Source organism: Pseudomonas fluorescens NCIMB 11764 (assembly GCF_000293885.2).
Classification (GTDB): Bacteria; Pseudomonadota; Gammaproteobacteria; order Pseudomonadales; family Pseudomonadaceae; genus Aquipseudomonas; species Aquipseudomonas fluorescens_B.
Genome location: NZ_CP010945.1, coordinates 2964669 through 2988065 on the forward strand (window position 1 = coordinate 2964669; position 23397 = coordinate 2988065).

19 protein-coding genes are annotated in these 23397 nt (G+C 60.2%); 16 read left to right on the forward strand and 3 right to left on the reverse strand.

The window, feature by feature from the left end:
* Positions 1–246 precede the first annotated feature (246 nt).
* The 3 genes from B723_RS13630 to phhA form a co-directional block, all read right to left on the reverse strand.
* The gene (locus tag B723_RS13630; RefSeq protein WP_017337150.1) at positions 247–1440 is read right to left on the reverse strand and encodes an amino acid aminotransferase; all 1194 of its coding nucleotides are present in this window, start codon (positions 1438–1440) and stop codon (positions 247–249) included.
* The gene (locus tag B723_RS13635; protein WP_017337151.1) at positions 1440–1796 is read right to left on the reverse strand and encodes a 4a-hydroxytetrahydrobiopterin dehydratase; all 357 of its coding nucleotides are present in this window, start codon (positions 1794–1796) and stop codon (positions 1440–1442) included. Before B723_RS13635 ends, B723_RS13630 begins: the two co-directional genes overlap by 1 nt.
* Positions 1797–1900: 104 nt before the next feature.
* Positions 1901–2692: a phenylalanine 4-monooxygenase gene (phhA, locus tag B723_RS13640; RefSeq protein WP_017337152.1), complete on the reverse strand. Its 792-nt coding sequence runs from the start codon at positions 2690–2692 to the stop codon at positions 1901–1903.
* 280 nt (positions 2693–2972) lie between these two features.
* On the opposite strand from phhA, the gene B723_RS13645 reads away from it, so the two are divergent.
* From B723_RS13645 to B723_RS13720, 16 genes are all read left to right on the forward strand, one after another.
* Positions 2973–4535, forward strand: a complete 1563-nt coding sequence (locus B723_RS13645) for a sigma-54-dependent phenylalanine hydroxylase transcriptional regulator PhhR (RefSeq protein WP_017337153.1) — start codon at positions 2973–2975, stop codon at positions 4533–4535.
* Positions 4536–4898: 363 nt separating this feature from the next.
* Complete coding sequence (locus B723_RS13650) at positions 4899–5639, forward strand: flagellar basal body rod protein FlgF (protein WP_017337154.1); 741 nt, start codon at positions 4899–4901, stop codon at positions 5637–5639.
* A 45-nt stretch (positions 5640–5684) separates the two neighbouring features.
* Positions 5685–6470, forward strand: a complete 786-nt coding sequence (gene flgG / locus B723_RS13655; RefSeq protein WP_017337155.1) for a flagellar basal-body rod protein FlgG — start codon at positions 5685–5687, stop codon at positions 6468–6470.
* Positions 6471–6522: 52 nt separating this feature from the next.
* The gene (gene flgH, locus B723_RS13660; RefSeq protein WP_017337156.1) at positions 6523–7218 is read left to right on the forward strand and encodes a flagellar basal body L-ring protein FlgH; all 696 of its coding nucleotides are present in this window, start codon (positions 6523–6525) and stop codon (positions 7216–7218) included.
* Between the two features lie 42 nt (positions 7219–7260).
* Positions 7261–8334, forward strand: a complete 1074-nt coding sequence (locus B723_RS13665; protein WP_162491078.1) for a flagellar basal body P-ring protein FlgI — start codon at positions 7261–7263, stop codon at positions 8332–8334.
* Positions 8335–8345: 11 nt separating this feature from the next.
* Entirely contained in the window at positions 8346–9635 is a 1290-nt protein-coding gene (gene flgJ / locus B723_RS13670) for a flagellar assembly peptidoglycan hydrolase FlgJ (RefSeq protein ID WP_017337158.1), read from the forward strand.
* Positions 9636–9657: 22 nt separating this feature from the next.
* Positions 9658–11724 carry a flagellar hook-associated protein FlgK gene (flgK, locus tag B723_RS13675; RefSeq protein ID WP_017337159.1) on the forward strand — a complete coding sequence of 689 codons (2067 nt, stop codon included), beginning with the start codon at positions 9658–9660 and terminating at the stop codon, positions 11722–11724.
* A 13-nt stretch (positions 11725–11737) separates the two neighbouring features.
* Positions 11738–13315 carry a flagellar hook-associated protein 3 gene (locus B723_RS13680; protein WP_017337160.1) on the forward strand — a complete coding sequence of 526 codons (1578 nt, stop codon included), beginning with the start codon at positions 11738–11740 and terminating at the stop codon, positions 13313–13315.
* A gap of 95 nt (positions 13316–13410) precedes the next feature.
* Positions 13411–16983, forward strand: coding sequence for a glycosyltransferase (locus B723_RS13685; protein ID WP_017337161.1), 3573 nt, complete (start codon positions 13411–13413; stop codon positions 16981–16983).
* Between the two features lie 223 nt (positions 16984–17206).
* Positions 17207–17980, forward strand: a complete 774-nt coding sequence (rfbF, locus tag B723_RS13690) for a glucose-1-phosphate cytidylyltransferase (protein ID WP_017337162.1) — start codon at positions 17207–17209, stop codon at positions 17978–17980.
* Positions 17962–19044, forward strand: a complete 1083-nt coding sequence (rfbG, locus tag B723_RS13695) for a CDP-glucose 4,6-dehydratase (RefSeq protein WP_017337163.1) — start codon at positions 17962–17964, stop codon at positions 19042–19044. Before rfbF ends, rfbG begins: the two co-directional genes overlap by 19 nt.
* Positions 19041–19601 carry a dTDP-4-dehydrorhamnose 3,5-epimerase family protein gene (locus B723_RS13700; protein WP_017337164.1) on the forward strand — a complete coding sequence of 187 codons (561 nt, stop codon included), beginning with the start codon at positions 19041–19043 and terminating at the stop codon, positions 19599–19601. Before rfbG ends, B723_RS13700 begins: the two co-directional genes overlap by 4 nt.
* Complete coding sequence (locus B723_RS13705; protein WP_017337165.1) at positions 19598–20824, forward strand: class I SAM-dependent methyltransferase; 1227 nt, start codon at positions 19598–19600, stop codon at positions 20822–20824. Before B723_RS13700 ends, B723_RS13705 begins: the two co-directional genes overlap by 4 nt.
* Positions 20821–21942 (forward strand): DegT/DnrJ/EryC1/StrS family aminotransferase, encoded by a 1122-nt coding sequence (locus tag B723_RS13710; RefSeq protein WP_017337166.1) that lies wholly within the window; start codon positions 20821–20823, stop codon positions 21940–21942. The genes B723_RS13705 and B723_RS13710 overlap by 4 nt, the downstream gene beginning before the upstream one ends.
* Positions 21939–22604 (forward strand): acetyltransferase, encoded by a 666-nt coding sequence (locus B723_RS13715; protein ID WP_017337167.1) that lies wholly within the window; start codon positions 21939–21941, stop codon positions 22602–22604. Before B723_RS13710 ends, B723_RS13715 begins: the two co-directional genes overlap by 4 nt.
* 30 nt (positions 22605–22634) lie before the next feature.
* Positions 22635–23363 carry a cephalosporin hydroxylase family protein gene (locus tag B723_RS13720; RefSeq protein WP_017337168.1) on the forward strand — a complete coding sequence of 243 codons (729 nt, stop codon included), beginning with the start codon at positions 22635–22637 and terminating at the stop codon, positions 23361–23363.
* The last annotated feature ends 34 nt before the right edge of the window (positions 23364–23397 follow it).

Genomic DNA, 23397 nt, shown 5'->3' on the forward strand with positions numbered 1-23397 from the left:
ACAGCAGCAGAAATGACAAATAGACTTTTATATCCATTTGTTGCGACGGGTGGGATTGTCTAGACAGGTGTGGACCAGATTCGCGAAACCAATGTGGCGAGGGCGCTTGCCCCCGCTCGAACGCGCAGCGGTCGCAAGGAATGCAAACGCGGTTCATCGGTAAAAACTCATTGCCTGCATGGGGCCGCTTCGCAGCCCAGCGGGAGCAAGCTCCCTCGCCACAGGGGAGCCGGCCATTGTTTCACATTACTTGCAGACGTCGGCGATAGCCTCAGCCAGCAGATCCAGACGCGTCGCATCAATCCCCGCCACGTTCGCCCGGCCGGTACCGACCATGTAAACGCTGTGATGATCGCGCAGCTGTTTAACCTGATCCGGCGACAGGCCGGTGTAGGAAAACATCCCGCGTTGCACACCAATATGCGCAAAACGCTCACGCAAACCATGCGGCTTCAGCGCTTCAACCAGACCGCTGCGCAGTTGCGCGATACGCAAGCGCATGGCTTCCACTTCATCGGCCCACAGGCTTTTCAGCTCCGGATCGCCAAGAATCATCGCCACTACGGCAGCGCCATGATCCGGCGGCGTCGACCACAGGTTGCGGGCGATGTTGGCCAGTTGGCTGCGAATATCCACCAGTTTTTCAGCGGTTTTCGCGCAAACTATCAGCGCCCCCGTGCGATCCCGGTACAGCCCGAAGTTCTTCGAGCAGGAACTGGTGATCAGTACTTCCGGCAACTCGGCAGCAAACAAACGGGTCGACCACGCATCCTGTTCCAGTCCATCGCCGAAGCCCTGGTAGGCGAAGTCGATCAGCGGCACCAGATCACGATCGCGCAGCACGTCCAGCACCCGGCGCCAGTCGTCATGGGACAGATCGAACCCGGTCGGGTTGTGGCAGCAGGCGTGCAACAAAACCACATCGCCTTTCGGCGCTTCATTGAGCACCGCCAGCATCGCTTCAACATCGAGGCGGTTATCGCTGCCGACATAAGGGTAATGATTAACCTTGACCCCGGCCGTGGCGAAAATGGTTTCGTGAATCGGCCAGGTCGGGTTGCTCAGCCACACGCCGCGCCCCGGCAGGCACTGGGCGATGAAATCCGCGCTCAAGCGCAACGCGCCGGTGCCCCCCGGCGTCTGGGTAACGCCGGCCCGTTGTTCGGCGATCAGTGCAGAGTCAGCGCCGAGCACCAACTCATTGATGACATTGCCGAATGCCGGTTCGCCGTGACCGCCGATGTAAGTCTTGGTGGTCTGGCGATCCACCAGGCGCTGCTCGGCGAGCTTCACGGCCTGGGGAATCGGCGTCAGGCCGAAGGCGTCCTTGTAGACGCCCACGCCAAGGTCGAATTTGCGCGGGTTCGGGTCCTGCGCATAGGCCTCCATCAGGCCGAGAATCGGGTCGCCGGGTACTCGACCTATGGCGTCGAAATGCATTATTTGCGGCCCTCGGCGTCCTTGGCCACTTCGTCAGTGCGCGCGGCCATGATGAAATCGTTGCGGTGCAGGCCCTTGATGGAGTGGCTCCACCAGGTCACGGTGACTTTGCCCCACTCGGTCAGCAGGCCCGGGTGGTGACCTTCGGCCTCGGAGATTTCCCCGACCGCGTTGGTGAACGCCAGGGCGTGCTTGAAGTTCTTGAACAGGAAAACCTTTTCCAGCTGCATGATGCTGTCGCGAACTTCGATGTTCCAGTCAGGGATCTGCTTGATCAATACCGGCAGTTCTTCGTCGCTGACCTGGGGGGCGTCGGCGCGGCAGGCTTCGCAATGGGCTTGGTTCAATGTGGACATGGTGTGTTCCTGAAATCGAATGATTGGAAATCGGCCGTCAGTGTCACCACGCTAAACCAAAGCGTGGGTTCCTGACAGGCTCACTTGATTCTAAAAGCTACGGATCACGCGGCTTTTGGTTTGGGCGGAAATTTCGGGGCGTGCAAGCCCAGCTGCATGCCTTGCTTGACCATGCCCATGATGTCTTCGTGGGCAAGATCGAATAGGCGCTTGAGGTTCGGCAGGACAAAGTACAGCGGTTGCAGGATGTCGATGCGATACGGCGTACGCATGCATTCCAGTGGATCGAACGGCTGATGCTCAGGTTCGTCCGACAGGCAGTAAACGGTTTCTTTCGGCGAGGAGAGAATGCCGCCGCCATAGATGCGTTGGCCTTGCGGGGTATCGACCAGGCCGAACTCGATGGTCATCCAGTACAGACGCGCCAGGTAAACGCGTTCTTCCTTGGACGCCTGCAGGCCGAGTTTGCCGTAGGTGTGGGTGAATTCGGCGAACCAGGGGTTGGTCAGCAGCGGACAATGACCAAAAATCTCGTGGAAAATGTCCGGCTCTTGCAGGTAATCCAGCTCCTCACGGGTACGAATAAACGTCGCCACCGGGAACTGCTTGTTCGCCAGCAATTCGAAAAAGGTCTGGAACGGAATCAGTGCGGGAACCCGGGCAACTTGCCAGCCGGTGGTTTCGCCAAGGACCTTGTTGATCTCACCGAGTTGCGGAATGCGGTCGTGGGGCAGACCGAGTTTTTCGATACCGTCCAGGTATTCCTGGCACGCACGCCCTTCGATCACTTTCAGTTGGCGAGTGATCAGCGTGTTCCACACCGCGTGTTCTTCGGCGGGGTAGTCGATAAAACCTTGCGCATCGGGCTCGCGAGCCACGTATTGCGTCTGCTTCATGCTGCTCTCCTGCTAGGGGATTTCGTTCTTGTTATGTCCTGCCATGGACCTAGAAATACCCCAGGAATTTCGATGTGGCAGCCCATGAACGCCATAGCGCGTAGGAAAATTCGTCGAATTTCGTAAAGTTTTCGTTACGGAAAGGCCGGTATGGCGCAGCGCTTGAGATTTTCGGGTTTGAAAAGGCTCACAGGTGTCACATAATCTTGACGACTAAGTTGGCCCCTGCGCAGAAAAATTCCCGCAATGGGCCTCGATCACTCACGTTTCGGGCCTTTATATGCGTATCAAAGTCCACTGCCAGAACCGCATCGGCATCCTGCGCGACATTCTCAACCTGCTGGTCGAGTACGGGATCAACGTCGCTCGCGGCGAGGTCGGTGGCGAACATGGCAACGCGATCTACTTGCATTGCCCGAACCTGATCAACATTCAGTTCCAGGCGCTTCGTCCGAAATTCGAGTCGATTGCCGGTGTCTTTGGCGTCAAGCGCGTAGGACTGATGCCCAGCGAGCGTCGGCATATGGAACTCAATGCGTTGCTCGGCGCCCTGGAGTTTCCGGTGCTATCGATCGACATGGGCGGTTCGATCGTCGCAGCCAACCGTGCAGCGGCGCAGTTGCTCGGGGTGAGGGTGGATGAGGTGCCGGGGATTCCGTTATCGCGGTACGCCGAGGATTTCGATTTGCCGGAGCTGGTGCGCGCCAACAAATCGCGGATCAATGGGCTGCGGGTCAAGGTCAAGGGCGATGTATTTCTGGCCGACATCGCGCCGCTGCAATCGGAACATGACGACAGCGAAGCCATGGCCGGCGCGGTGTTGACGCTGCATCGTGCCGACCGGGTAGGGGAGCGCATCTACAACGTGCGCAAACAGGAACTGCGCGGGTTCGACAGTATTTTCCAGAGTTCAAAAGTGATGGCCGCCGTGGTTCGCGAAGCACGACGCATGGCGCCACTGGACGCGCCGCTATTGATAGAAGGCGAAACCGGCACCGGTAAAGAATTGCTGGCGCGGGCCTGTCACCTGGCCAGTCCACGGGGACAGTCGCCGTTGATGGCGCTCAACTGCGCCGGTCTGCCGGAGTCGATGGCCGAGACCGAGTTGTTCGGCTACGGTCCCGGTGCATTCGAAGGGGCGCGGGCCGAAGGCAAGCTGGGGTTGCTGGAGCTGACGGCGGGGGGAACGCTGTTTCTCGATGGCGTGGGGGAAATGAGCCCGCGCTTGCAGGTGAAATTGCTGCGCTTCCTGCAGGACGGTTGCTTCCGCCGCGTAGGCAGTGATGAAGAGGTTTATCTGGATGTGCGAGTGATCTGCGCGACTCAGGTCGATCTGTCGGAGTTGTGCGCGCGAGGCGAGTTTCGCCAGGATTTGTATCACCGCTTGAACGTACTGTCGCTGCACATCCCGCCGCTGCGCGAATGCCTGGATGGTTTGACGCCGCTGGTGGAGCATTTCCTTGATCAAGCCAGTCGGCAAATCGGTTGCCCGCTGCCGAAACTGGCGCCGGCGGCCATGGACCGGCTCAGTCATTATCATTGGCCGGGCAATGTCCGGCAGTTGGAAAACGTGTTGTTCCAGGCGGTTTCGTTGTGCGAAGGCGGGACGGTCAAGGCTGAACATATTCGACTGCCAGACTATGGCGTGCGTCAGCCGCTTGGCGATTTTTCACTCGAAGGCGGACTGGATGCAATTGTCGGGCGCTTCGAAAAAGCGGTGCTGGAGCGTTTGTATTCCGAGCATCCGAGCAGTCGCCAGCTGGGCAAGCGGTTGGGGGTTTCGCATACCACCATTGCCAACAAGTTGCGTGAGTATGAGGTGGGTAAAGAGCCTGGCGCCTGAGCAGAGACCGTCAGCTCTTTGTGGCGAGGGAGCTTGCTCCCGCTGGGCTGCGCAGCAGCCCCAAAAGAACGGCCGAGGTCTGACAGGCAGATAGTGCCGAGGGTTTTGCGGCCGCCGCGCGCCCGAGCCGGAGCAAGCTCCCTCGCCACAGGGGTGAGTGCATCAGAAAGGCCGACCCTTGCCACTTACCGGCATAACACCGCCGGTTTTTCGTCTTCGACACAATCCCCCATTCCCCTCTGACCCCCTCAAGTCCTTTGTTTGCCGGGCCCCGCGCCGCCAGAAAAAAGTTGGTCTGCAAATTGCTTATGGCTCAGCAGTACAGCGGTGGGCGGCAAACGTCCGGCATGCAGAGGAAAGAGTGTGGACAAGTACCTTTATGTGGCAATGACCGGCGCCAGCCAGAATGCACTGGCGCAGAAGGCTCATGCGAACAACCTGGCGAACATCTCCACCAACGGTTTCCAGAAAGACCTGGAGCAGGCGCGTTCGATGCCGGTGTTCGGTGACAGCTTTCCGGCGCGAGCATTTGCCATGTCCGAACGTCCGGCCACCGACTTCTCTGCGGGCGCCCTGGTGGAAACCGGTCGCGACCTCGACGTCGCGGTGCAGGGCAATGGCTGGATCGCCGTGCAGAACCCGGACGGCGGCGAAAGCTACGTGCGCACCGGCAGCCTGAACGTTGACGCCCTCGGCGTATTGCGCGCCGGCAACGGCATGCCGGTGTTGGGCAACGGCGGACCGATTTCCGTGCCGCCCGAGCAGCAGATCGAAGTCGGCGAGGACGGCACCGTCAGCATTCGCGCGATGGGTGAAGGCCCTCGCGTGATGGCCGAAGTCGACCGCATCAAGCTGGTCAATCCGGATTTCAAGAACATGACCAAGGGCCTGGACGGTTCGATCCACACCAAGGACGGCCAGCCGGCGCAAGCCGATGCCAACGTCAAACTGGTGTCCGGGTTCCTGGAGTCGAGCAACGTCAATGCCGTGGAAGAGATGACGTCTGTTCTGGCCCTGGCCAAGCAATTCGAATTGCACATCAAGATGATGAACACCGCCAAAGACGACGACCAGGCCATGGCTCGGGTCTTGCAGATCAGCTAATTATCAGAACGTCGCGCCGTAAAACAGGCGCACGAGGAGAATCGAATGCTTCCGGCTCTATGGGTTGCCAAAACAGGTCTGTCTGCCCAGGACACCAACCTGACCACCATTTCCAACAACCTGGCCAACGTGTCGACCACGGGCTTCAAACGTGACCGTGCCGAGTTCCAGGACTTGCTGTACCAGATCAAACGCCAGCCAGGCGCCCAGTCGACCCAGGACAGCGAACTGCCGTCGGGCCTGCAATTGGGTACCGGTGTGCGCATCGTCGGCACCCAGAAAAACTTCAACGCCGGTAGCCTGCAAACCACCGAGCAGCCGTTGGACATGGCCATCGACGGTCGCGGTTTCTTCCAGATCCTGCAGCCGGACGGCACCACTTCCTACACCCGTGACGGCACCTTCCACCTCGATTCCAACGGCCAGATCGTCAATGCCAGCGGTTTCGCCCTGGAGCCGGCCATTGTCATTCCGAACGACGCACAGACCTTCACGGTCGGTCGCGACGGCACCGTGTCCATCACCATTGCCGGTAACCCGGCGTCCCAGGTGATCGGCAACCTGCAGACCGCCGATTTCATCAACCCGGCCGGCCTGCAAGCGGTGGGTAACAACCTGTTCCTGGAAACCGCCGCCAGTGGCGCGCCGCAAGTCGGTACGCCAGGCCTGGCAGGTTTCGGCACCACGCTGCAGAACACCCTGGAAACGTCCAACGTCAGCACGGTTGAAGAGATGGTCAACATGATCACCACTCAGCGCGCCTACGAGATGAACTCCAAGGTGATCTCCACCGCCGACCAGATGCTCTCGTTCGTAACGCAGAATCTGTAATCAAGTCTATGAGGCGACCCTGAGGTCGCCTGCAACACCGTGAGGTAGGGTCATGAATCGCTTTGTATCTGTTCTGGCACTGAGTGGAGTCGCCGCGCTGGCGGGTTGCGTCGGTCCGACGCCCAAGCCCAATGACCCTTACTACGCCCCGGTGTTGCCGCGTACGCCGTTGCCGGCTGCCGCGAATAACGGCTCGATCTACCAGGCCGGTTTTGAACAGAACCTGTACAGCGACCGCAAGGCGTTCCGGGTCGGTGACATCATCACCATCACCCTGAACGAGAAGACCCAGGCCAGTAAGAACGCCAACTCGCAAATCGGCAAGAACAGCAAGGCCAGCATCGGTCTGTCCTCGCTGTTCGGCGCGATACCGAACACGAATAACCCGCTCAGCGACGGTGATCTGACGCTGGACGCCGGCTACAGCGGCGACCGCGCGACCAAGGGCGACAGCAAGGCCGGGCAGGGCAACAGCCTGACCGGTTCGATCACCGTGACGGTCGCCGACGTCTTGCCCAACGGCATCATTGCCGTGCGCGGCGAGAAGTGGATGACCCTCAATACGGGTGATGAGCTGGTACGGATTGCCGGCCTGGTCCGGGCCGACGACATTGCCACCGACAACACGGTTTCGTCGACCCGCATTGCCGATGCACGCATCACCTACTCGGGCACCGGTTCGTTTGCCGATGCGAGTCAGCCAGGCTGGTTCGACCGTTTCTTCCTCAGCCCGCTGTTCCCTTTCTAGGTGGCTACGTTGAATTTCAGAAGTCTCATCGTTGCGGCCCTGATGTTGTCGGCAGCCTTCAACGCTCAAGCCGAGCGGCTGAAGGACATCGCCAGTATTTCCGGCGTACGTTCCAACCAATTGATCGGCTACGGCCTGGTGGTCGGGCTTAACGGCACCGGTGACCAGACGACGCAAACCCCGTTCACCCTGCAGACCTTCAACAACATGCTCTCGCAGTTCGGCATCAAGGTGCCGCCGGGTTCGGGCAACGTGCAGCTGAAAAACGTCGCGGCGGTATCGATCAGTGCCGACTTGCCGGCCTTCGCCAAACCCGGTCAGCAGGTAGACATCACTGTTGCTTCCATTGGTAACTCCAAGAGCCTGCGGGGCGGCACCTTGCTGTTGACGCCGCTCAAGGGTATCGATGGCAACGTGTACGCGATCGCCCAGGGCAACCTGGTGGTCGGCGGTTTTGATGCTGAAGGTCGCGACGGGTCGAAGATCACCGTCAACGTTCCGTCGGCCGGTCGCATCCCCGGTGGTGCATCGGTGGAGCGTTCAGTGCCGAGCGGTTTCAACCAGGGCAACAGCCTGACCCTGAACCTCAACCGTTCCGACTTCACCACCGCCAAGCGCATCGTCGACAAGATCAACGACATGCTCGGCCCTGGCGTCGCACAGGCCATCGATGGCGGTTCGATTCGCGTCACGGCGCCACTGGATCCGAGTCAGCGGGTCGACTACCTGTCGATCCTCGAAAACCTCGAAGTCGATCCAGGCCAGGCGGTGGCGAAAGTCATCATCAACTCGCGTACTGGCACCATCGTGATCGGTCAGAACGTCAAGGTGTCCCCGGCCGCCGTCACCCACGGCAGCCTCACCGTGACCATTACCGAAGACCCGATCGTCAGCCAGCCCGGTCCTTTGTCCAATGGGCAAACGGCGGTCGTGCCGCGCTCGCGGGTCAATGCACAACAGGAAGCCAAGCCAATGTTCAAGTTCGGCCCGGGCACCACCCTCGACGAGATCGTACGTGCGGTGAACCAGGTCGGCGCGGCACCGGGTGACTTGATGGCCATCCTCGAAGCTCTGAAACAGGCCGGCGCATTGCAAGCCGACCTGATCGTGATCTGAGGACGGCGACCATGGATATGCGCAAGGGTGGTCTGGGTGTCAGCAGCAACGATTCGGGTTCCTATTCGGACCTGAACAGGCTGAACCAGCTCAAGGTCGGTGACAAGAACAGTGACGGGAACATGCGCAAGGTGGCGCAGGAATTCGAGTCGCTGTTCCTCGGTGAAATGCTCAAGTCCATGCGCAAGGCTACCGACAGCCTGGGTGAGGACAATCCGCTCAACACCCCGGCCGCCAAGCAATACCAGGAAATGTATGACCAGCAGTTGGCCGTTTCCATGTCTCGCGAGGGTGGTGGTATCGGCCTGGCGGACGTGCTGATGCGCCAGATGTCGAAGAACAAACCGATGGCGCCGGGCGAAGCAGCTGCCGCATCGGCGGCCAAGCAGGCGGCCGCGAAAGCCGCCGCAGAAACGCCGATTGCCGCCGGCACGGTTGCCACCAACGGACCGTTGTCGCGCCTCAATGGCGAGCGTCCGTTGTGGGCGTCGCGCTCGGTCCATGCACCGCAGGCAGCAGGCGACGGCACGCACCGCAATGACATGGCGCTGATCAATCAGCGACGTCTGGCGTTGCCGCCGAAACTGGCTGACCGTCTGCTGGCAGGCCTGGTGCCTTCGGCCACGACTACGGCCACGACTGTCAACAAGGCGCCATTGCCGGAGCGCACCACGCTTACCGGTTCAGGGCCGTTGTACAACGGTGATTGGCTGGCGAATGCCCAGGCCGCATCGAACGGCGGGCTGCAGATTCATGGTCGTGCCATGGCGCAAATCCCCCTGGCGCCAGCGAAGAAAGCCTTCAGCTCCGCCGACGAATTCGTCAACACCATGCTGCCGATGGCCAAGGAAGCCGCCGAGCGCATCGGGGTCGATCCGCGTTACCTCGTGGCCCAGGCGGCGCTGGAAACCGGTTGGGGCAAGTCGGTCATGCGCGCACAGGATGGCAGCAGCAGCCACAACCTGTTCGGCATCAAGGCCAGCAGCAACTGGCAGGGCAATTCGGCGCGCGCGATCACCAGCGAATTCAGAAATGGCGCGATGGTCAAGGAGACGGCCGAGTTCCGTTCCTACGACTCTTACAAGGACAGCTTCCATGACCTTGTGACTTTGCTGCAGACCAACAATCGCTATCAAGATGTCGTGAAGTCGGCCGATAACCCAGAACAGTTTGTACGCGAGTTGCAAAAGGCCGGTTATGCAACCGACCCGGACTACGCGAGCAAGATTTCGCAGATAGCCAAGCAGATGACGAGTTACCAGAACTACGCTGCGGCGGGCGTTTCCACCACGCCTTTATAGGCACAAGGATTAAGGTCGAACCATGAGTTTGCTCAATATCGGGATGTCGGGTCTGGCCGCTGGCCAATCCTCGTTGATGACCACCGGCAACAACATTGCCAACGTCGACACCGCCGGGTACTCGCGCCAGCAAACAGTGCAGGGCACCAAAGCCTCTCAGCATTTCGGTAACGTCTACATCGGCACCGGCACGACGCTGGCCGATGTGCGCCGCGTATACAACAGCTACCTCGATGCGCAGTTGCAGACCACCACTTCGCTCAACAGCGATTCGGCCGCCTACCTGAATCAGGTCACGCCGCTGGACAAGTTGCTCTCCGACACCAGCACCGGCCTGAACGGCGCACTGACCAAGTTTTTCGCCTCGGTGCAGAACGTCAACGCCAAGCCGGGTGACGATGCGTCCCGCCAGTTGCTGCTCAGCGATGCCCAGGCCTTGAGCAACCGTTTCAACTCGGTCTCCACACAGCTCAACGAACAGAATGCCAACATCAACGGCAACCTGACGAGCATGGCGGATCAGGTCAACAAGCTGGCCGCCACCGTGGCCCAGTTGAACCAGAAGATCTCCGAGATTTCCAGCTCCGGCGGCATGCCGAACGACCTGCTGGATGCGCGTAACGAAACCGTGCGACAACTGTCGACCTTCACCGGTGCGCAAGTGGTGGAGCGTGAAGGCAGCCTCGACATTTACCTGGGCAGCGGTCAGCCGCTGGTCATAGGCAACACGTCCAGCAAACTCGAGACGGTGCCAAGCAAGGAAGACCCGGGCCGTCTGGCGCTGCAGCTCAATCGCGGCTCGAGCACCATCGACATCACGTCGATCATGACCGGCGGTGAAATCGGCGGTCTGCTGCGTTATCGCAGCACGGTGCTGGACCCGGCCATGAACGAACTGGGGCGTGTAGCGCTGGTCGTCGCCGATCAGATGAACAGCCTTCAGGCTCAGGGCATCGACAAGAACGGTGCCTTCGGTTCGAACCTGTTTACCAACATCAATTCGGCCAAGCTGGTCTCTGAACGCAGCATCGCCGCCACCAGCAACGTGGGCGCCGGCAACTTCGATGTGAGCATCAAGGACACTGGCAAGCTGACCATTAACGATTACAAGGTCACGTTCACCACCGCGACCGACTACACCGTTCAACGCCTGCCGGACAACACGCCCATGGGCACCTTCAGCACGGCACCGCCGGCAACGGCACCGGTCATCGACGGGTTTGAGTTGAAGTTCAACGCGGCGTCTGCCACGGCAGGCGACACCTTCAAGATCACTCCGACCCGCGATGCGGCGGCGAACATCAAGACCGAGATGACCGACTCCAAGCGTCTGGCCATCGCGGCACCCCTGGGCGCGGCTATTGCAGCGAGCGGCAGTGGTAGCGGCACCCTGTCGATTCCGGCCAGCGGTCAACCGACCCTGACCACCAAGTTCGACATCTACGACGCGGCGACCACAACCGCGATGCAGAACGGCCTGAAAAACTCCACGCCGACCAAGGTCGTGTTTGGTGCGGTGTCCGCCGATGGCACCAGCCAGGCCTACCAGTTCCTGGATGCCAAGGGTGGGGTGATCAGTGCCGGCACCATCAAGCCCGGTGAGACCAACACCCTGAACCTGAGCATTCCGCTCACGGATGCCACGGGTACGCCGATCCCGCCTGCGCCGGCCACTCAGTACACCGCGGCTTTCAACATGACCATCGCCGGTGCCCCAAGCAATGGCGCGGCGATCAACGTCTCGCTCAGCCAACCGGGCAGTCTGGACAACCGTAACGGCACCGCACTGGCCAATTTGCAGACCGCGCAGACCGTGGACACCGGCTCGGCCAGCAAAGGTATTTCCCTGAACGATGCCTACGGCAAACTGGTCGAGGGCGTGGGTTCCAAGGCGGCACAGGGCAAGCTCGACAGCGCGGCGACCGGCGCCATCCTGGCCAATGCCAAGGGCGCGCGCGACTCGCTCTCGGGTGTCGATCTCGATGAGGAAACCGGCAACCTGGTCAAGTATCAGCAGTACTACACCGCGTCCTCGCAGATCATCAAGGCTGCGCAGGAAATCTTCAGCACACTGATCAACAGTCTTTAAGGAGTCGTAGCCCATGCGCATTTCTACCGCCCAGTTTTACGAGTCCTCTGCTGCGAACTATCAGAAGAACTTCGCCAACGTGGTCAAGAGCAGCGAAGAGGCGAGCAGCCTGGTTCGCGTCAACACGGCCGCCGATGATCCGGTCGGCGCGTCGCGTCTGCTGCAATTGGGTCAGCAGGCTTCGATGCTTGATCAGTACGCCGCCAACACCAACACCCTCAAGGCCACTCTTGGCACGACCGAAGCGGTAATGACCAGCATCAACAACGTGCTGACCCGCGCCAAGGAACTGGCCGTCAGTGCCGGCAACGCCGGTTACACCGATGCCGATCGTCAGTCCACCGCAGCAGAGTTGGGGCAGATTGAAGAGCAGTTGCTGAGTCTGATGAACACCAAGGACGAGAACGGCAAATACATCTTCGCTGGCTCCAAGGGTGATGTCGCACCTTTCTCGCGCAACAACGACGGGACTTACAGCTACAACGGCGACCAGGTGACCCTGGACCTGGCAATCGGCGACACAATGTCGATGGCCACCAACAGCACCGGTTGGGACACGTTCCAGAAGGCGCTCAATACCAGCCGCACCGAGACCACCGTGACGGCGGTCGGCGTGAACGGCAACAAAGCGGCGCTGAGCAACGGTCAGGTGTCGTCGGACTTCTCTTACAGCAACATATTCCGTAGCGGCGAGCCGTATGTGGTGGAGATTGTCGCCCCCGGCAACCAGTTGAAAATCACCGACTCGGGCGGCATCGACAGGACCTCGGAAGCCAGCCAGGGCGGCGCGTTCGACCCCGCCAGCAAGGCTGGGCAGGCCGTGAACTTTCGCGGCGTGGAGCTGACCCTGAACATCAATCTGGCTGCCGGCGATGTCGCGGCTACTGATTTGCCAGGCCACACCTTCACACTGGCGGCCAAACCCGACACGTTTACCCCGTCCCGCAGTCCAGGCAACTTGACGGGGGCGCAGGTGACGGCCAGCAGTATCACCAACGCAGCCAGTTATCACGCCAGTTTTCCGGAAGGTTCGGCGATCGTGAAGTTCACCAGCGCCACTGCGTTTGATTTGTACGCCGCGCCATTGACGGCTGACAGCAAGCCAGTGTCCAGCGGTACCATGGTGGGTAACGTCGCAACCGCATCGGGTGTGAGCTTCACCATGACCGCTGCACCGAATGCGCCGGGTGCGGGCGATCAATTCAGCGTGGCGGTTAATACACACGAAACCCAGAATATTCTGGACACCGTGAACCAGCTGAAAACGGCATTGAATACCCCAACTAACGGCAACGCGTTGGCGGTCCAGAAGCTTCAGGCGTCATTGGCGTCGGGTCTGGGTAACCTGGCCAGCGGCACCGACCAGTTGTCCAGCGCGCTGAGTTCGGTTGGTGGTCGCGGTTCGGCCCTGGCTACCCAAAGCGACACCAACCAAAGTCTTACCCTGGCCAACGCCCAGACTCAATCATCGATTCGCGATTCCGATCCCGCCGAAGTGATGACCCGTCTGACCTTGCAACAAACCATGTTGCAAGCCTCGCAACTTGCATTCAGCAAGATTGCTCAGCTGGGCTTGTTCAACAAGGTCTGAGTCTGTGTCTGCCGAGCTGCCAGCCGTCTATTGTTAAGCAGTTCCGGGGCCTCTGCCTGAATGGGTGGAGGCCCACCGCTCGAGAGTTTCCCGTCGTGAATAAACGTCCCCTCGTCAGTATCGTCATCCCTGCCTTTAACCCGCGCTTTTTCAGTCAGGCGCTGGAGAGTGCGCTCGCCCAGACTTACGAACGGATCGAGATCGTCATCTGCGATGACTCCTCCAGCGACGAGATCCGCGACATCGTCGACAGCTTCACCGAGCCGGCGCACCCGATTCGTTATCTGCGCAATCCTCAGCGTCTGGGGCTGCAGAAAAACCTGCTGCGTTGCGTGCAGGAGGCTCTGGGCGAGTTCATCAAAGTGCTGTGTGACGACGACCGTCTATTTGCACCGAGTGTTGCCTTGCAGGCTCAGGTTCTGATCGACCATGCTGATGTCAATGTAGTGTTTGCCCTGCGGATGCTCAGCGATGCCGGAAATTTCCTTCTGCCGTCGCGGGTCGATAACTGCCGCTTCTCGCCGAATGATGCGTTGTTCAAGGGCGACGATATGTTGGCGATCTTCGAAAGTACGCCGATAAATTTTCTAGGTAACTTCAGTTCGACCCTGATGCGTCGCGCCGATGTGTTGGCGTTGTTGCCGGCGCTGATCCAGGAAGGTACCGGTTTCGTCGCGATGCTCGATTTCGCCCTATTCGTGTGTCTGATGCGTCGCGGCAATCTGGTGTCGCTCGGCACTGTGCTGAGCACCGAACGGCGCTATCCGGAGCGCCTGAGCAAAACCCCGGAGATGCTCAAGGCCGCTGCGGTGGAGTGGAGCTGGCTGGCGCAAATGCTCGCGGTACGCAGTGGCGAATCGGCACCGGCGTCGGGCTGGGTCCGTTACATCGATCTGGCCAATGTCACGGACCAACCCCACGCCTGGCAAGAGCTGTGCGTGACGCGAATTCTCGGTAACCGCAACACGGTGGTCAGTGGCCGAGTGGGCGGAGAGAGTGAGAGTTACGAAGATTTTTATCGCGAATGGCTGGCGATCCGGCGGTTCTCGCAGGTCGAGCAACGCCTGATGCCACAGCGCATCGATAGTTGGTCGTCGCGTCCGCGAATCGTGCCGATCATTCTCGACAGAGACGCTGACGCGGCGGCGTTGGACATTACGTTGCAGAGCCTGCGAGCCCAGCTCTATGCGCCGCAGGCGATGGTGGTGCTGTCTGATGCTGATTGTGAGGCAGATGAGCGTATTCTTCAGTTGCCGCTACAGGCAGACTGGGCGCAACAGCTCAATGCCTTGGTGCCACAACTGGAGGGGGCTCACTGGTTTTACTTGCTGCGGGCAGGTGACACCTTGCGCGAGTCGGCGTTGTTGATTCTGGCTGAGCGTATCGCCGGATCGCCGGGCATTCTGTGTGCCTACAGCGATGAAGGTGCATTGACTGATGGCGAGTCGATCGACCCGGTGTTCAAGCCGGATTTCAACCTTGACCTGATGCGCGCCTATCCCTATGTCGGCCGAGCCTTGGCGTTTGAGCGCCAGCGTTTTGTTGCCTCGGGTGGATTTGATCCGGTGCACGGCGAGTTAGCTCCCCATGACCTGATGTGGCGTTTGGTGGAAGAGGTCGGGCCACAGGCCATCGAGCATATCGCCGAGATTCAGGTAGAGTCGAGCCTTGCCTTTTCCGATTGGCTGTCGCTGCCCGAGGTGATCGAGCGCAACGCCGGTATGGTCGGGGCTCATCTGGATCGTATCGGCGCGCCATACCGGATACGTCACGAAGCGCTGCCACTGATCAATCGCATCGACTATCTGCACGCCGCGCGGCCGTTGGTATCGATCATTATCCAGGCCGGTAGCTCGCTGTACGCATTGCAGCGTTGTACCGAAGGCCTGATTGAGCGAACTGCTTACGCTCAGTACGAAATCCTGATTGTCGACTGCGGTAATCATGAGCCGGCGATGATCGAGTGGCTGGCGGTGATGGCGCAGCTTGGTGCCGCCATGTTGCGGATACTGCGTTACGCTGGCAACGCCAACGAAGCGGCCATTCGTAATTTCGCAGCGAGTCAGGCCCGGGGCGATTATCTGGTGCTGCTCGATGCGCAAGCCATCATTTGCGATAGCGACTGGCTGGACGAATTGCTCAACCATGCTCAGCGTCCCGAAGTGGGCGTGGTGGGAGCCCGTCTGCTAAGTCCCGAGGGCGCCATCGTCAGTGCGGGGTTGATCCTGGGACTGGCCGGGCCTGTCGGTTCGCCATTTGCTGGGGAGGCCTTGAATGGCCGTGGCTACATGCAGCGTTTACAGGTTACCCAGAACTGGAGTGCGGTGAGCGGCCAGTGCCTGATGGTGCGCAAGCAAGTCTTTGAGGAGCTCGGGCAGCTGGACGAGGCAACGTTCAGCCTCAGCTTGAGCGATGTCGATTTGTGTTTGCGGGCGAGCAAACACGGCTACCTGGTGGTCTGGACGCCGTATGCCAGTGTGGTCTTGGCGCCTGAGGCAAGTGCGTCACTGGTGTCTTCGCCGATTGCCCTGCGTGAGCGTGAGGAAGAGGCGTTCTACCAAAGATGGTTGCCGCAGATTGCCAAGGATCCGGCTTACAGTCCCGCGCTGAGTCTTGGGTTTTCCAGTTTCAGCCTGGAGTCGTCGTTGCGCGACAACTGGAACCCTTTTTGCACCCGCGCGTTGCCGCTGATTCTCGGATTGCCGGTCAACAGCACTGCGGTCGGGCATTATCGAGTCACTGGGCCATTGAAGGAGCTCGAGGCGGCGGGACGAGTGATTTCCCGCTTCGCCTATGAATCACCATCGACGGTGGAGATCGAGCGGTTATCCCCGGACTCCATCATCTTGCAATGTCGCTACAGTGAAGGTGCTGTGAGTGACATTTTGCGCATGAAGAAGTACTCCAGTGCACTTCGGATTTTCGAACTGGACGACTACGTTGTCAGCGCGCCGAAGAAAAACACCCACGCCCGCAACAAGCCAGTCAACACTGAACAGATGCTACGCGAAGCCATCGCACTGTGTGATCGTGTGGTGGTGACTACCCAGCCGCTGGCCGATGCGTTGTCGAGCATGCACAGCGACATTCGCGTAGTACCGAACATGCTGTCCCCGGACCCGTGGGCGTCACTGACCAGCCGCCGCCGAACCTCCGGCAAGCCGCGCGTTGGCTGGGGTGGCGGCACCAGCCACAGCGGTGATCTGGAGATCATTGCCGACGTAGTGCGAGAGCTGGCGAACGAAGTCGAGTGGGTGTTCTTCGGCATGTGCCCTGAAGGGTTGCTGCCGTATGTCCATGAATTTCACTCTGCCATCAGCTTGCAGAACTACCCGTTCAAACTGGCGAGCCTGAACCTCGACCTGGCACTGGCGCCTCTGGAGTTCCACATCTTCAACGACTGCAAAAGTAATCTGCGGTTGCTGGAGTACGGTGCTTGCGGTTATCCGGTGATCTGCACCGACACCGAGGCCTATCGCGGCCACTTGCCGTGCACCAAGGTCTACAGCAACAACACGGACGAGTGGCTACAAGCAATTCGCATGCACTTGGCCGATCCGGATGCGAGTTACCGCATGGGCGATGAACTGCGTGAAGCGGTACACCGTGATTTCATGCTGCGTGGTGACAATCTTCAACATTGGCTGTGGGGCTGGTTGCCTGACTGATTCCGTCGCTGACAATCAACCTTCAAAAAAACGTCCGAACGCAACCCGTGTTCGGACTTTTTTTTGTCCTGCGTAATTGGCTCACTTCCTGCAAGTCACCCGTATATCGCCATAAAACCTTCACCCCAAGGCGTGAATGGCCAATGGCTGCAGGCAAATGATGTGCATCTGACGGTTCGCCTACCCCAGCGGGGCGGGCCGCGCGAAGAGCAAGAGGATAGCGATGAAGGCAGTAATTCTGGCAGGTGGTCTCGGCACGCGCATCAGTGAGGAATCGCACCTCAAACCCAAGCCGATGATTGAAATCGGCGGCAAGCCAATTCTCTGGCACATCATGAAGCAGTACTCCGCTCACGGGATCCATGATTTCGTGATTTGCCTGGGCTACAAGGGCTACGCGATCAAGGACTTCTTCGCCAACTACTTCCTGCATACCTCCGACGTCACCTTCGACATGTGCAACAACCGCATGGACGTTCACCAGAACTACAGCGAGCCATGGCGTGTCACGCTCATCGACACCGGTGAAGACACCATGACCGGCGGCCGTTTGCGCCGTGCCGGCCGCTACCTGGAAAACGAAGAGGCGTTCTGTTTCACCTATGGCGATGGCGTTTCCGATCTGAATATCGGAGCGCTGGTGGATTTCCACCTGACCCACGGCAAGCTCGCCACTGTGACGGCGGTGCAGCCACCCGGCCGGTATGGCGCGCTGAATCGCGACGGTGACAGCGTCCTTGGTTTCACCGAGAAGCCACGTGGCGATGGCGGCTGGATCAATGGCGGCTTCTTTGTCCTGTCGCCGAAGGTGTTGCCGTTGATCGAGGGCGACGAGACTTCGTGGGAATCCGGTCCGCTGGATGGCTTGGCCGAGCGCGGTGAACTCATGGCGTACCAGCACGACGGTTTCTGGCAGCCGATGGACACCTTGCGGGACAAGAATCATCTCGAAGCCTTGTGGCAGAGCGGGGAGGCCCCATGGAAGCAATGGGACTGAGTCCGGAATTCTGGCGCGGCAAGCGGGTTCTGCTGACGGGCCACACCGGTTTCAAAGGCAGTTGGTTGACCCTTTGGCTGCAAAGCCTGGGTGCTGAGGTCAGCGGATTTTCCCTGGACCCGTCGACCGAGCCGAGCCTGTTCGAGCTGGCGCGTGTTCACGAGGGCATCAATGATCAGCGCGGCGACCTGCGTGACCTGGGCGCGTTGCTGGAATTGATTGCTGAAACCCAACCGGAAATCGTCCTGCACCTGGCGGCTCAACCGTTGGTGCGCGAAGGCTATCGCGATCCGCTGGGGACATATTCCAGCAACGTCATGGGCACCCTCAATCTGCTTGAAGCCATCCGTCAGGTCGGTGGCGTGCGCGCCTGCGTGCTGGTCACCACCGATAAGGTTTACGCCAACCAGGAATGGTTATGGCCGTACCGCGAAAACGAAGCCCTCGGTGGCCACGATCCTTACAGCAGCAGCAAGGCTTGCTGCGAACTGTTGGCGCAGTCCTACGCCGCGTCGTTCTTCCCGGCACAACGTTATGCCGAACACGGCCTGGCACTGGCCACGGCACGGGCCGGCAATGTGCTGGGCGGTGGAGACTTTGCGCCGGAACGTTTGATACCCGATGTGCTCAAGGCCTGGTCGGCAGATGAACCGGTGACCCTGCGTTACCCGCAGGCGGTCCGCCCGTGGCAACACGCGTTGGAGCCGCTGGCCGGTTACCTGCAACTGGCTGCCAGTCTTTACGACAAAGGCCCCGAATTCGCCGGTGCGTGGAACTTCGGCCCGAGCGAAGCGGACATGTGCAGCGTCGGCGAAGTGGTCGAACTGCTCGCCAACCGTTGGCCTCAAGCGCGCGGATTGCGCATCGAACCGAGTGACTTGCATGAGGCTGGCCTGTTGCGCCTGGACAGCAGCCGCGCCCGTCAACTGTTAGCCTGGCAACCGCGCTGGTCGTTGCAACAGTGCCTGACTCAGACCCTCGATTGGCATCTGGCCTGGCAAAACGGCGACGACATGCGTGCCGTCACGTTGGGCCAGTTGAACCTGTACCGAGGCGCGCTGTGAGCGAATTCCTGTTGAAAGCGCTGCCGCTGAATGGCTTGTTCAGCGTGCAGCACAAGCGCTTCGAAGACGATCGCGGGCACTTCGCGCGACTGTTCTGCGAGGGCAGCCTGAGTGCCTTCGGCCAGAAGTTTCATATCCGCCAGATCAATCACTCCTGCACCCGTGAGCGGGGCAGTGTGCGTGGCTTGCATTATCAGAACGCCAACGCACCGGAAGCCAAGCTGATCACCTGCCTGCGTGGTGAAGTCTGGGATGTGGCGGTGGACCTGCGTCCCGACTCCGAGACGTTCCTGCACTGGCACGCCGAACACCTTCGGGCCGGCGACGGTCGCAGCCTGCTGATTCCGGCCGGGTTCGCCCATGGCTTCCAGACCCTGACCGACGACGCCGAATTGCTCTACTTGCACAGCGCGGATTACACGCCTGCGCACGAAGGGGGGTTGCGTGTGAACGATCCACGGCTGGCGATTGCCTGGCCGTTGCCTGTCAATAATCTGTCGGCCAGGGACGCCAGCCATCCCTTGCTCGATGAACGCTTCGCTGGAGTGCGTCTATGAACTGCCGTGGTTGCGGTACTCCGTTGGCCTTGCCGCTGATCGACCTCGGCACCTCGCCGCCGTCGAATGCCTACGTCCGTGCCGACCAGCTGGAACAAGCCGAACAATGGGTGCCGCTGAAAGTTGCAGTGTGTCAGCAGTGCTGGCTGGTGCAGACCGAGGATTACACCAGTGCCGACAGCCTGTTCGACGCCGAGTACGCCTATTTCAGTTCTTTTTCCAGCACCTGGCTGGCCCATGCCGAGCGCTACGTTGCCGACATGGTCGAGCGTTTCGACCTGACCGCCGACAGCCGTGTGGTGGAGATCGCCGCCAACGACGGTTACCTCTTGCAGTATGTCGCGGGGCGCGGCATTCCTTGTCTGGGTGTCGAGCCGACGCGCAGCACCGCACAGGCCGCCCGGGAAAAAGGCCTGCAGATTCGCGAGTTGTTCTTCGGCCGTGAAACCGCTTCGCAGCTGAAGAGCGAAGGCTGGGCAGCGGACCTGATGGCGGCCAACAATGTGCTGGCCCATGTGCCGGACATCAACGATTTTCTCGGCGGCTTTGCGACCCTGCTCAAGCCGACCGGCGTGGCGACGTTCGAGTTTCCGCAATTGCTGACGCTGATGGCCGGGCAGCAATTCGACACCCTGTATCACGAACATTATTCCTACCTGTCCCTGACCGCCGTGCAGACGTTGTGCGAGCGCAATGGCCTGGAAGTGTTCGACGTCAGTCAGCTGTCGACCCATGGCGGTTCGTTGCGGGTATTCGTGCAGCGTGCCGACGGGATCCGCCGCGAAGTGCAGCCAGCAGTCGCGCAACAATTGCAGACCGAACTCGCTGCCGGCGTGAAAACCCCGGAGTACTACGCCACCCTCGCGCCCGCCGCCGAGGACATCAAGCACCAACTGCTGCGCTTCCTGTTGCAGGCCAAAGCCGAGGGCAAGCGTGTGGTCGGTTACGGCGCCGCCGCCAAGGGCAACACGTTACTCAACTATGCCGGGGTCAAACCCGATCTGTTGGCCTGGGTCGCGGACGCCAATCCGCACAAGCAGGGCAAGTTCTTGCCTGGCAGCCGGATTCCGGTGGTGTCGCCCGAGCGTATCGCCCTCGAACGACCCGACTACATCCTGGTTCTGCCCTGGAACCTGTTGCCTGAAATCACCCAGCAATTCGCCTCGGTCAAAGCGTGGGGCGCACAGTTTGTCGTTGCCGTTCCGGAGTTGAGTATTCAATGAGCAGAATTCATTACACCAAACCGAGCATCGGCGAACTGGAAGCCCGGTATGCCCTCGATGCCGTGCAGAACGGTTGGGGCGCGCGTTGCTACGAATACCTGACGCGTTTCGAGCACGGGTTTGCCGAGCACCTCGGGGCGACCTATGCCATCGCGACCTCCAGTTGCACCGGCGCGCTGCACATGGGCATGGCGGCGCTGGGCATCGGTGCGGGTGACGAAGTGATCCTGGGCAACACCAACTGGATCGCTTCGGCGGCACCGATTACCTATCTGGGCGCTACGCCGGTATTTGTCGATGTGCTGGCGGACAGCTGGTGCCTGGACCCGGAGCTCGTCAGGCAAGCCATCACCCCGAAGACCAAAGCCATTCTCGCGGTCCATCTCTACGGCAATCTGTGCGACATGGATGCCTTGCTGGCGATCGGTCGTGAACACGGGATCCCGGTCATCGAAGATGCCGCCGAAGCCATTGGCTCGCAGTGGCGCGGCAAGGCGGCCGGCTCGATGGGGGCGTTCGGTGCGTTTTCCTTTCACGGCACCAAAACCATGACCACCGGGGAGGGCGGGATATTCGTCACCTCGGACAAAGCCTTGTACGAGCGTGTCCTGACCTTGTCCAACCACGGTCGCGTCGCAGGCAGCACCAAACAATTCTGGCCCGAGCTCATTGGCTTCAAATACAAGATGAGCAACCTGCAGGCCGCCGTAGGCTGCGCCCAGGTCGAGCGGATCGAGGAACTGATCGAACGCAAGCGGACGATTTTCGCCAATTACGCCCGCGCGCTGGCATCGCTGCCAGGTGTTTCGCTGAACCCCGAACCTGCGCACGCCCGTAACGGTTACTGGATGCCGACCGTGGTGTTCGATGCCGAGACCGGGATTCATCGCGACGAAATGATCGCTGCGTTCCAGGCCGCCGATATCGACGCCCGGGTGTTCTTCTGGCCGCTGTCGTCGTTGCCCATGTTCAGCGAGCACGAGGTCGATACGCCGGTGGCGTTTGCCTTGCCGGAGCGCGCGTTCAACCTGCCGAGCTATCACGACATGACCGACACCGATCAGGCTCGGGTGGTGGATGTTGTGCGCGGCTTGCTCGCCCAAAGGCAATCGCTGTGAAGATGTACTTGCTGGGCGCGGCCAACCCGGAAGCGGTGCGCATGCTGCACGCGGTAAAACGCAGCATGCCGAACGTCGACTTCGCGTTTCTGGACAATGATCCGAACAAACACGGCACACCGTTTTTTGGTGTGCCGGTCATTGGCGGTTCGGCGCTGGTCAGTGAACTCAAAGGGCCGGACGCACGTTTCGTCAACCTGATCACCGGCAGCACGCGACTGCGCTACGAGACCACCCGCGAGCTGGTCGAGGCCGGTGCCACCCTGGGTCAGTTCATCCACCCCGGCATCGACCTGACCATGATCCGCATGGGGCAGGGCAGTTACCTGCAGGAAGGCGTGATCATGCAAGCCGAAGTGACGCTGGGTGACAACACCAGCATCAGCGCCGGCAGTGTGGTGGGGCATGAAGGGCAAATCGGCCACTCGGTGTTCATGGCGCCAGGCGTGTGCATCGCCGGTTGCGTGGAAATCGGCGACGGCACGTTTATCGGCACCAACGCCACCATTCTTCCGCGCTTGCGCATCGGCCGCTGGGTCACCATCGGTGCCGGTGCTGTCGTGACCAAGGATATTCCGGATTTTTCAGTCGTGGCGGGCAACCCCGCCAGGATTATCAAGACCAACGCGGTGCCTTACCCCGACGGCAGGGTCTTCAAGTAACCCGTTTTCCCATTTTTCTGGAGCGTTTCAATGAATCCCCATGAGCAGTTTCGCGAAGAAGTAAAAGGCAACATCGAAGGCCTGCAACAGGACAAGGCGCTGCAAGCCGAGTCGCTGGGCTGGGTCGGCACCACGGCCAAACACAAGTACACCTACAACTTCAGCTGGATGGGCCGGCCGATCATTCAGTTTCCTCAGGACATGGTCGCCATGCAGGAAATCATCTGGAACCTGCGTCCTGACGTGATCGTTGAAACCGGTATCGCCCACGGCGGTTCCCTGGTTTTTTATGCGTCGATCCTGGAACTGATGGGCCATGGTGAAGTGCTGGGTGTCGACATCGACATTCGCCAGCACAACCGCGAAGCGATCGAAGCTCACCCGATGAGCAAGCGCATCCAGATGATTCAGGGCTCAAGCATCGACACCGCCATCGTCGACCAGGTGCGCGAGCGGATCCAGGGCAAGAAAGTGCTGGTGGTCCTGGACTCCAATCACACCCACGAACACGTTCTCGAAGAGCTGCGTCTGTATGCACCGATGGTTTCGGTGGGCAGCTATTGCGTGGTCATGGACACCGTGGTCGAAGACATGCCGGAAGATGCGTTCCCGGATCGTCCATGGGGCAAGGGTGACAACCCGAAAACCGCAGTCTGGGCCTACCTCGAAGAAAACCGCGACTTCGAGATCGACCAGGCGATTCACAGCAAGCTGCTGATCACCGTCGCACCGGATGGCTACCTGCGCCGAGTGCGTTAAGCGACACCTTTATTCAAGCGTTCATCAGGCAATA

What these genes read in the sequence shown, in the direction of transcription:
- B723_RS13680 (WP_017337160.1), top strand. Translation starts at nt 11,738, where the DNA reads ATGCGCATTTCTACCGCCCAGTTTTACGAGTCCTCTGCTGCGAACTAT.
- B723_RS13665 (WP_162491078.1), top strand. Translation starts at nt 7,261, where the DNA reads ATGTTGTCGGCAGCCTTCAACGCTCAAGCCGAGCGGCTGAAGGACATC.
- B723_RS13635 (WP_017337151.1), bottom strand. Translation starts at nt 1,796, where the DNA reads ATGTCCACATTGAACCAAGCCCATTGCGAAGCCTGCCGCGCCGACGCC.
- flgG (WP_017337155.1), top strand. Translation starts at nt 5,685, where the DNA reads ATGCTTCCGGCTCTATGGGTTGCCAAAACAGGTCTGTCTGCCCAGGAC.
- B723_RS13645 (WP_017337153.1), top strand. Translation starts at nt 2,973, where the DNA reads ATGCGTATCAAAGTCCACTGCCAGAACCGCATCGGCATCCTGCGCGAC.
- B723_RS13630 (WP_017337150.1), bottom strand. Translation starts at nt 1,440, where the DNA reads ATGCATTTCGACGCCATAGGTCGAGTACCCGGCGACCCGATTCTCGGC.
- B723_RS13720 (WP_017337168.1), top strand. Translation starts at nt 22,635, where the DNA reads ATGAATCCCCATGAGCAGTTTCGCGAAGAAGTAAAAGGCAACATCGAA.
- rfbF (WP_017337162.1), top strand. Translation starts at nt 17,207, where the DNA reads ATGAAGGCAGTAATTCTGGCAGGTGGTCTCGGCACGCGCATCAGTGAG.
- rfbG (WP_017337163.1), top strand. Translation starts at nt 17,962, where the DNA reads ATGGAAGCAATGGGACTGAGTCCGGAATTCTGGCGCGGCAAGCGGGTT.
- flgK (WP_017337159.1), top strand. Translation starts at nt 9,658, where the DNA reads ATGAGTTTGCTCAATATCGGGATGTCGGGTCTGGCCGCTGGCCAATCC.
- flgH (WP_017337156.1), top strand. Translation starts at nt 6,523, where the DNA reads ATGAATCGCTTTGTATCTGTTCTGGCACTGAGTGGAGTCGCCGCGCTG.
- B723_RS13710 (WP_017337166.1), top strand. Translation starts at nt 20,821, where the DNA reads ATGAGCAGAATTCATTACACCAAACCGAGCATCGGCGAACTGGAAGCC.
- phhA (WP_017337152.1), bottom strand. Translation starts at nt 2,692, where the DNA reads ATGAAGCAGACGCAATACGTGGCTCGCGAGCCCGATGCGCAAGGTTTT.
- B723_RS13705 (WP_017337165.1), top strand. Translation starts at nt 19,598, where the DNA reads ATGAACTGCCGTGGTTGCGGTACTCCGTTGGCCTTGCCGCTGATCGAC.
- flgJ (WP_017337158.1), top strand. Translation starts at nt 8,346, where the DNA reads ATGGATATGCGCAAGGGTGGTCTGGGTGTCAGCAGCAACGATTCGGGT.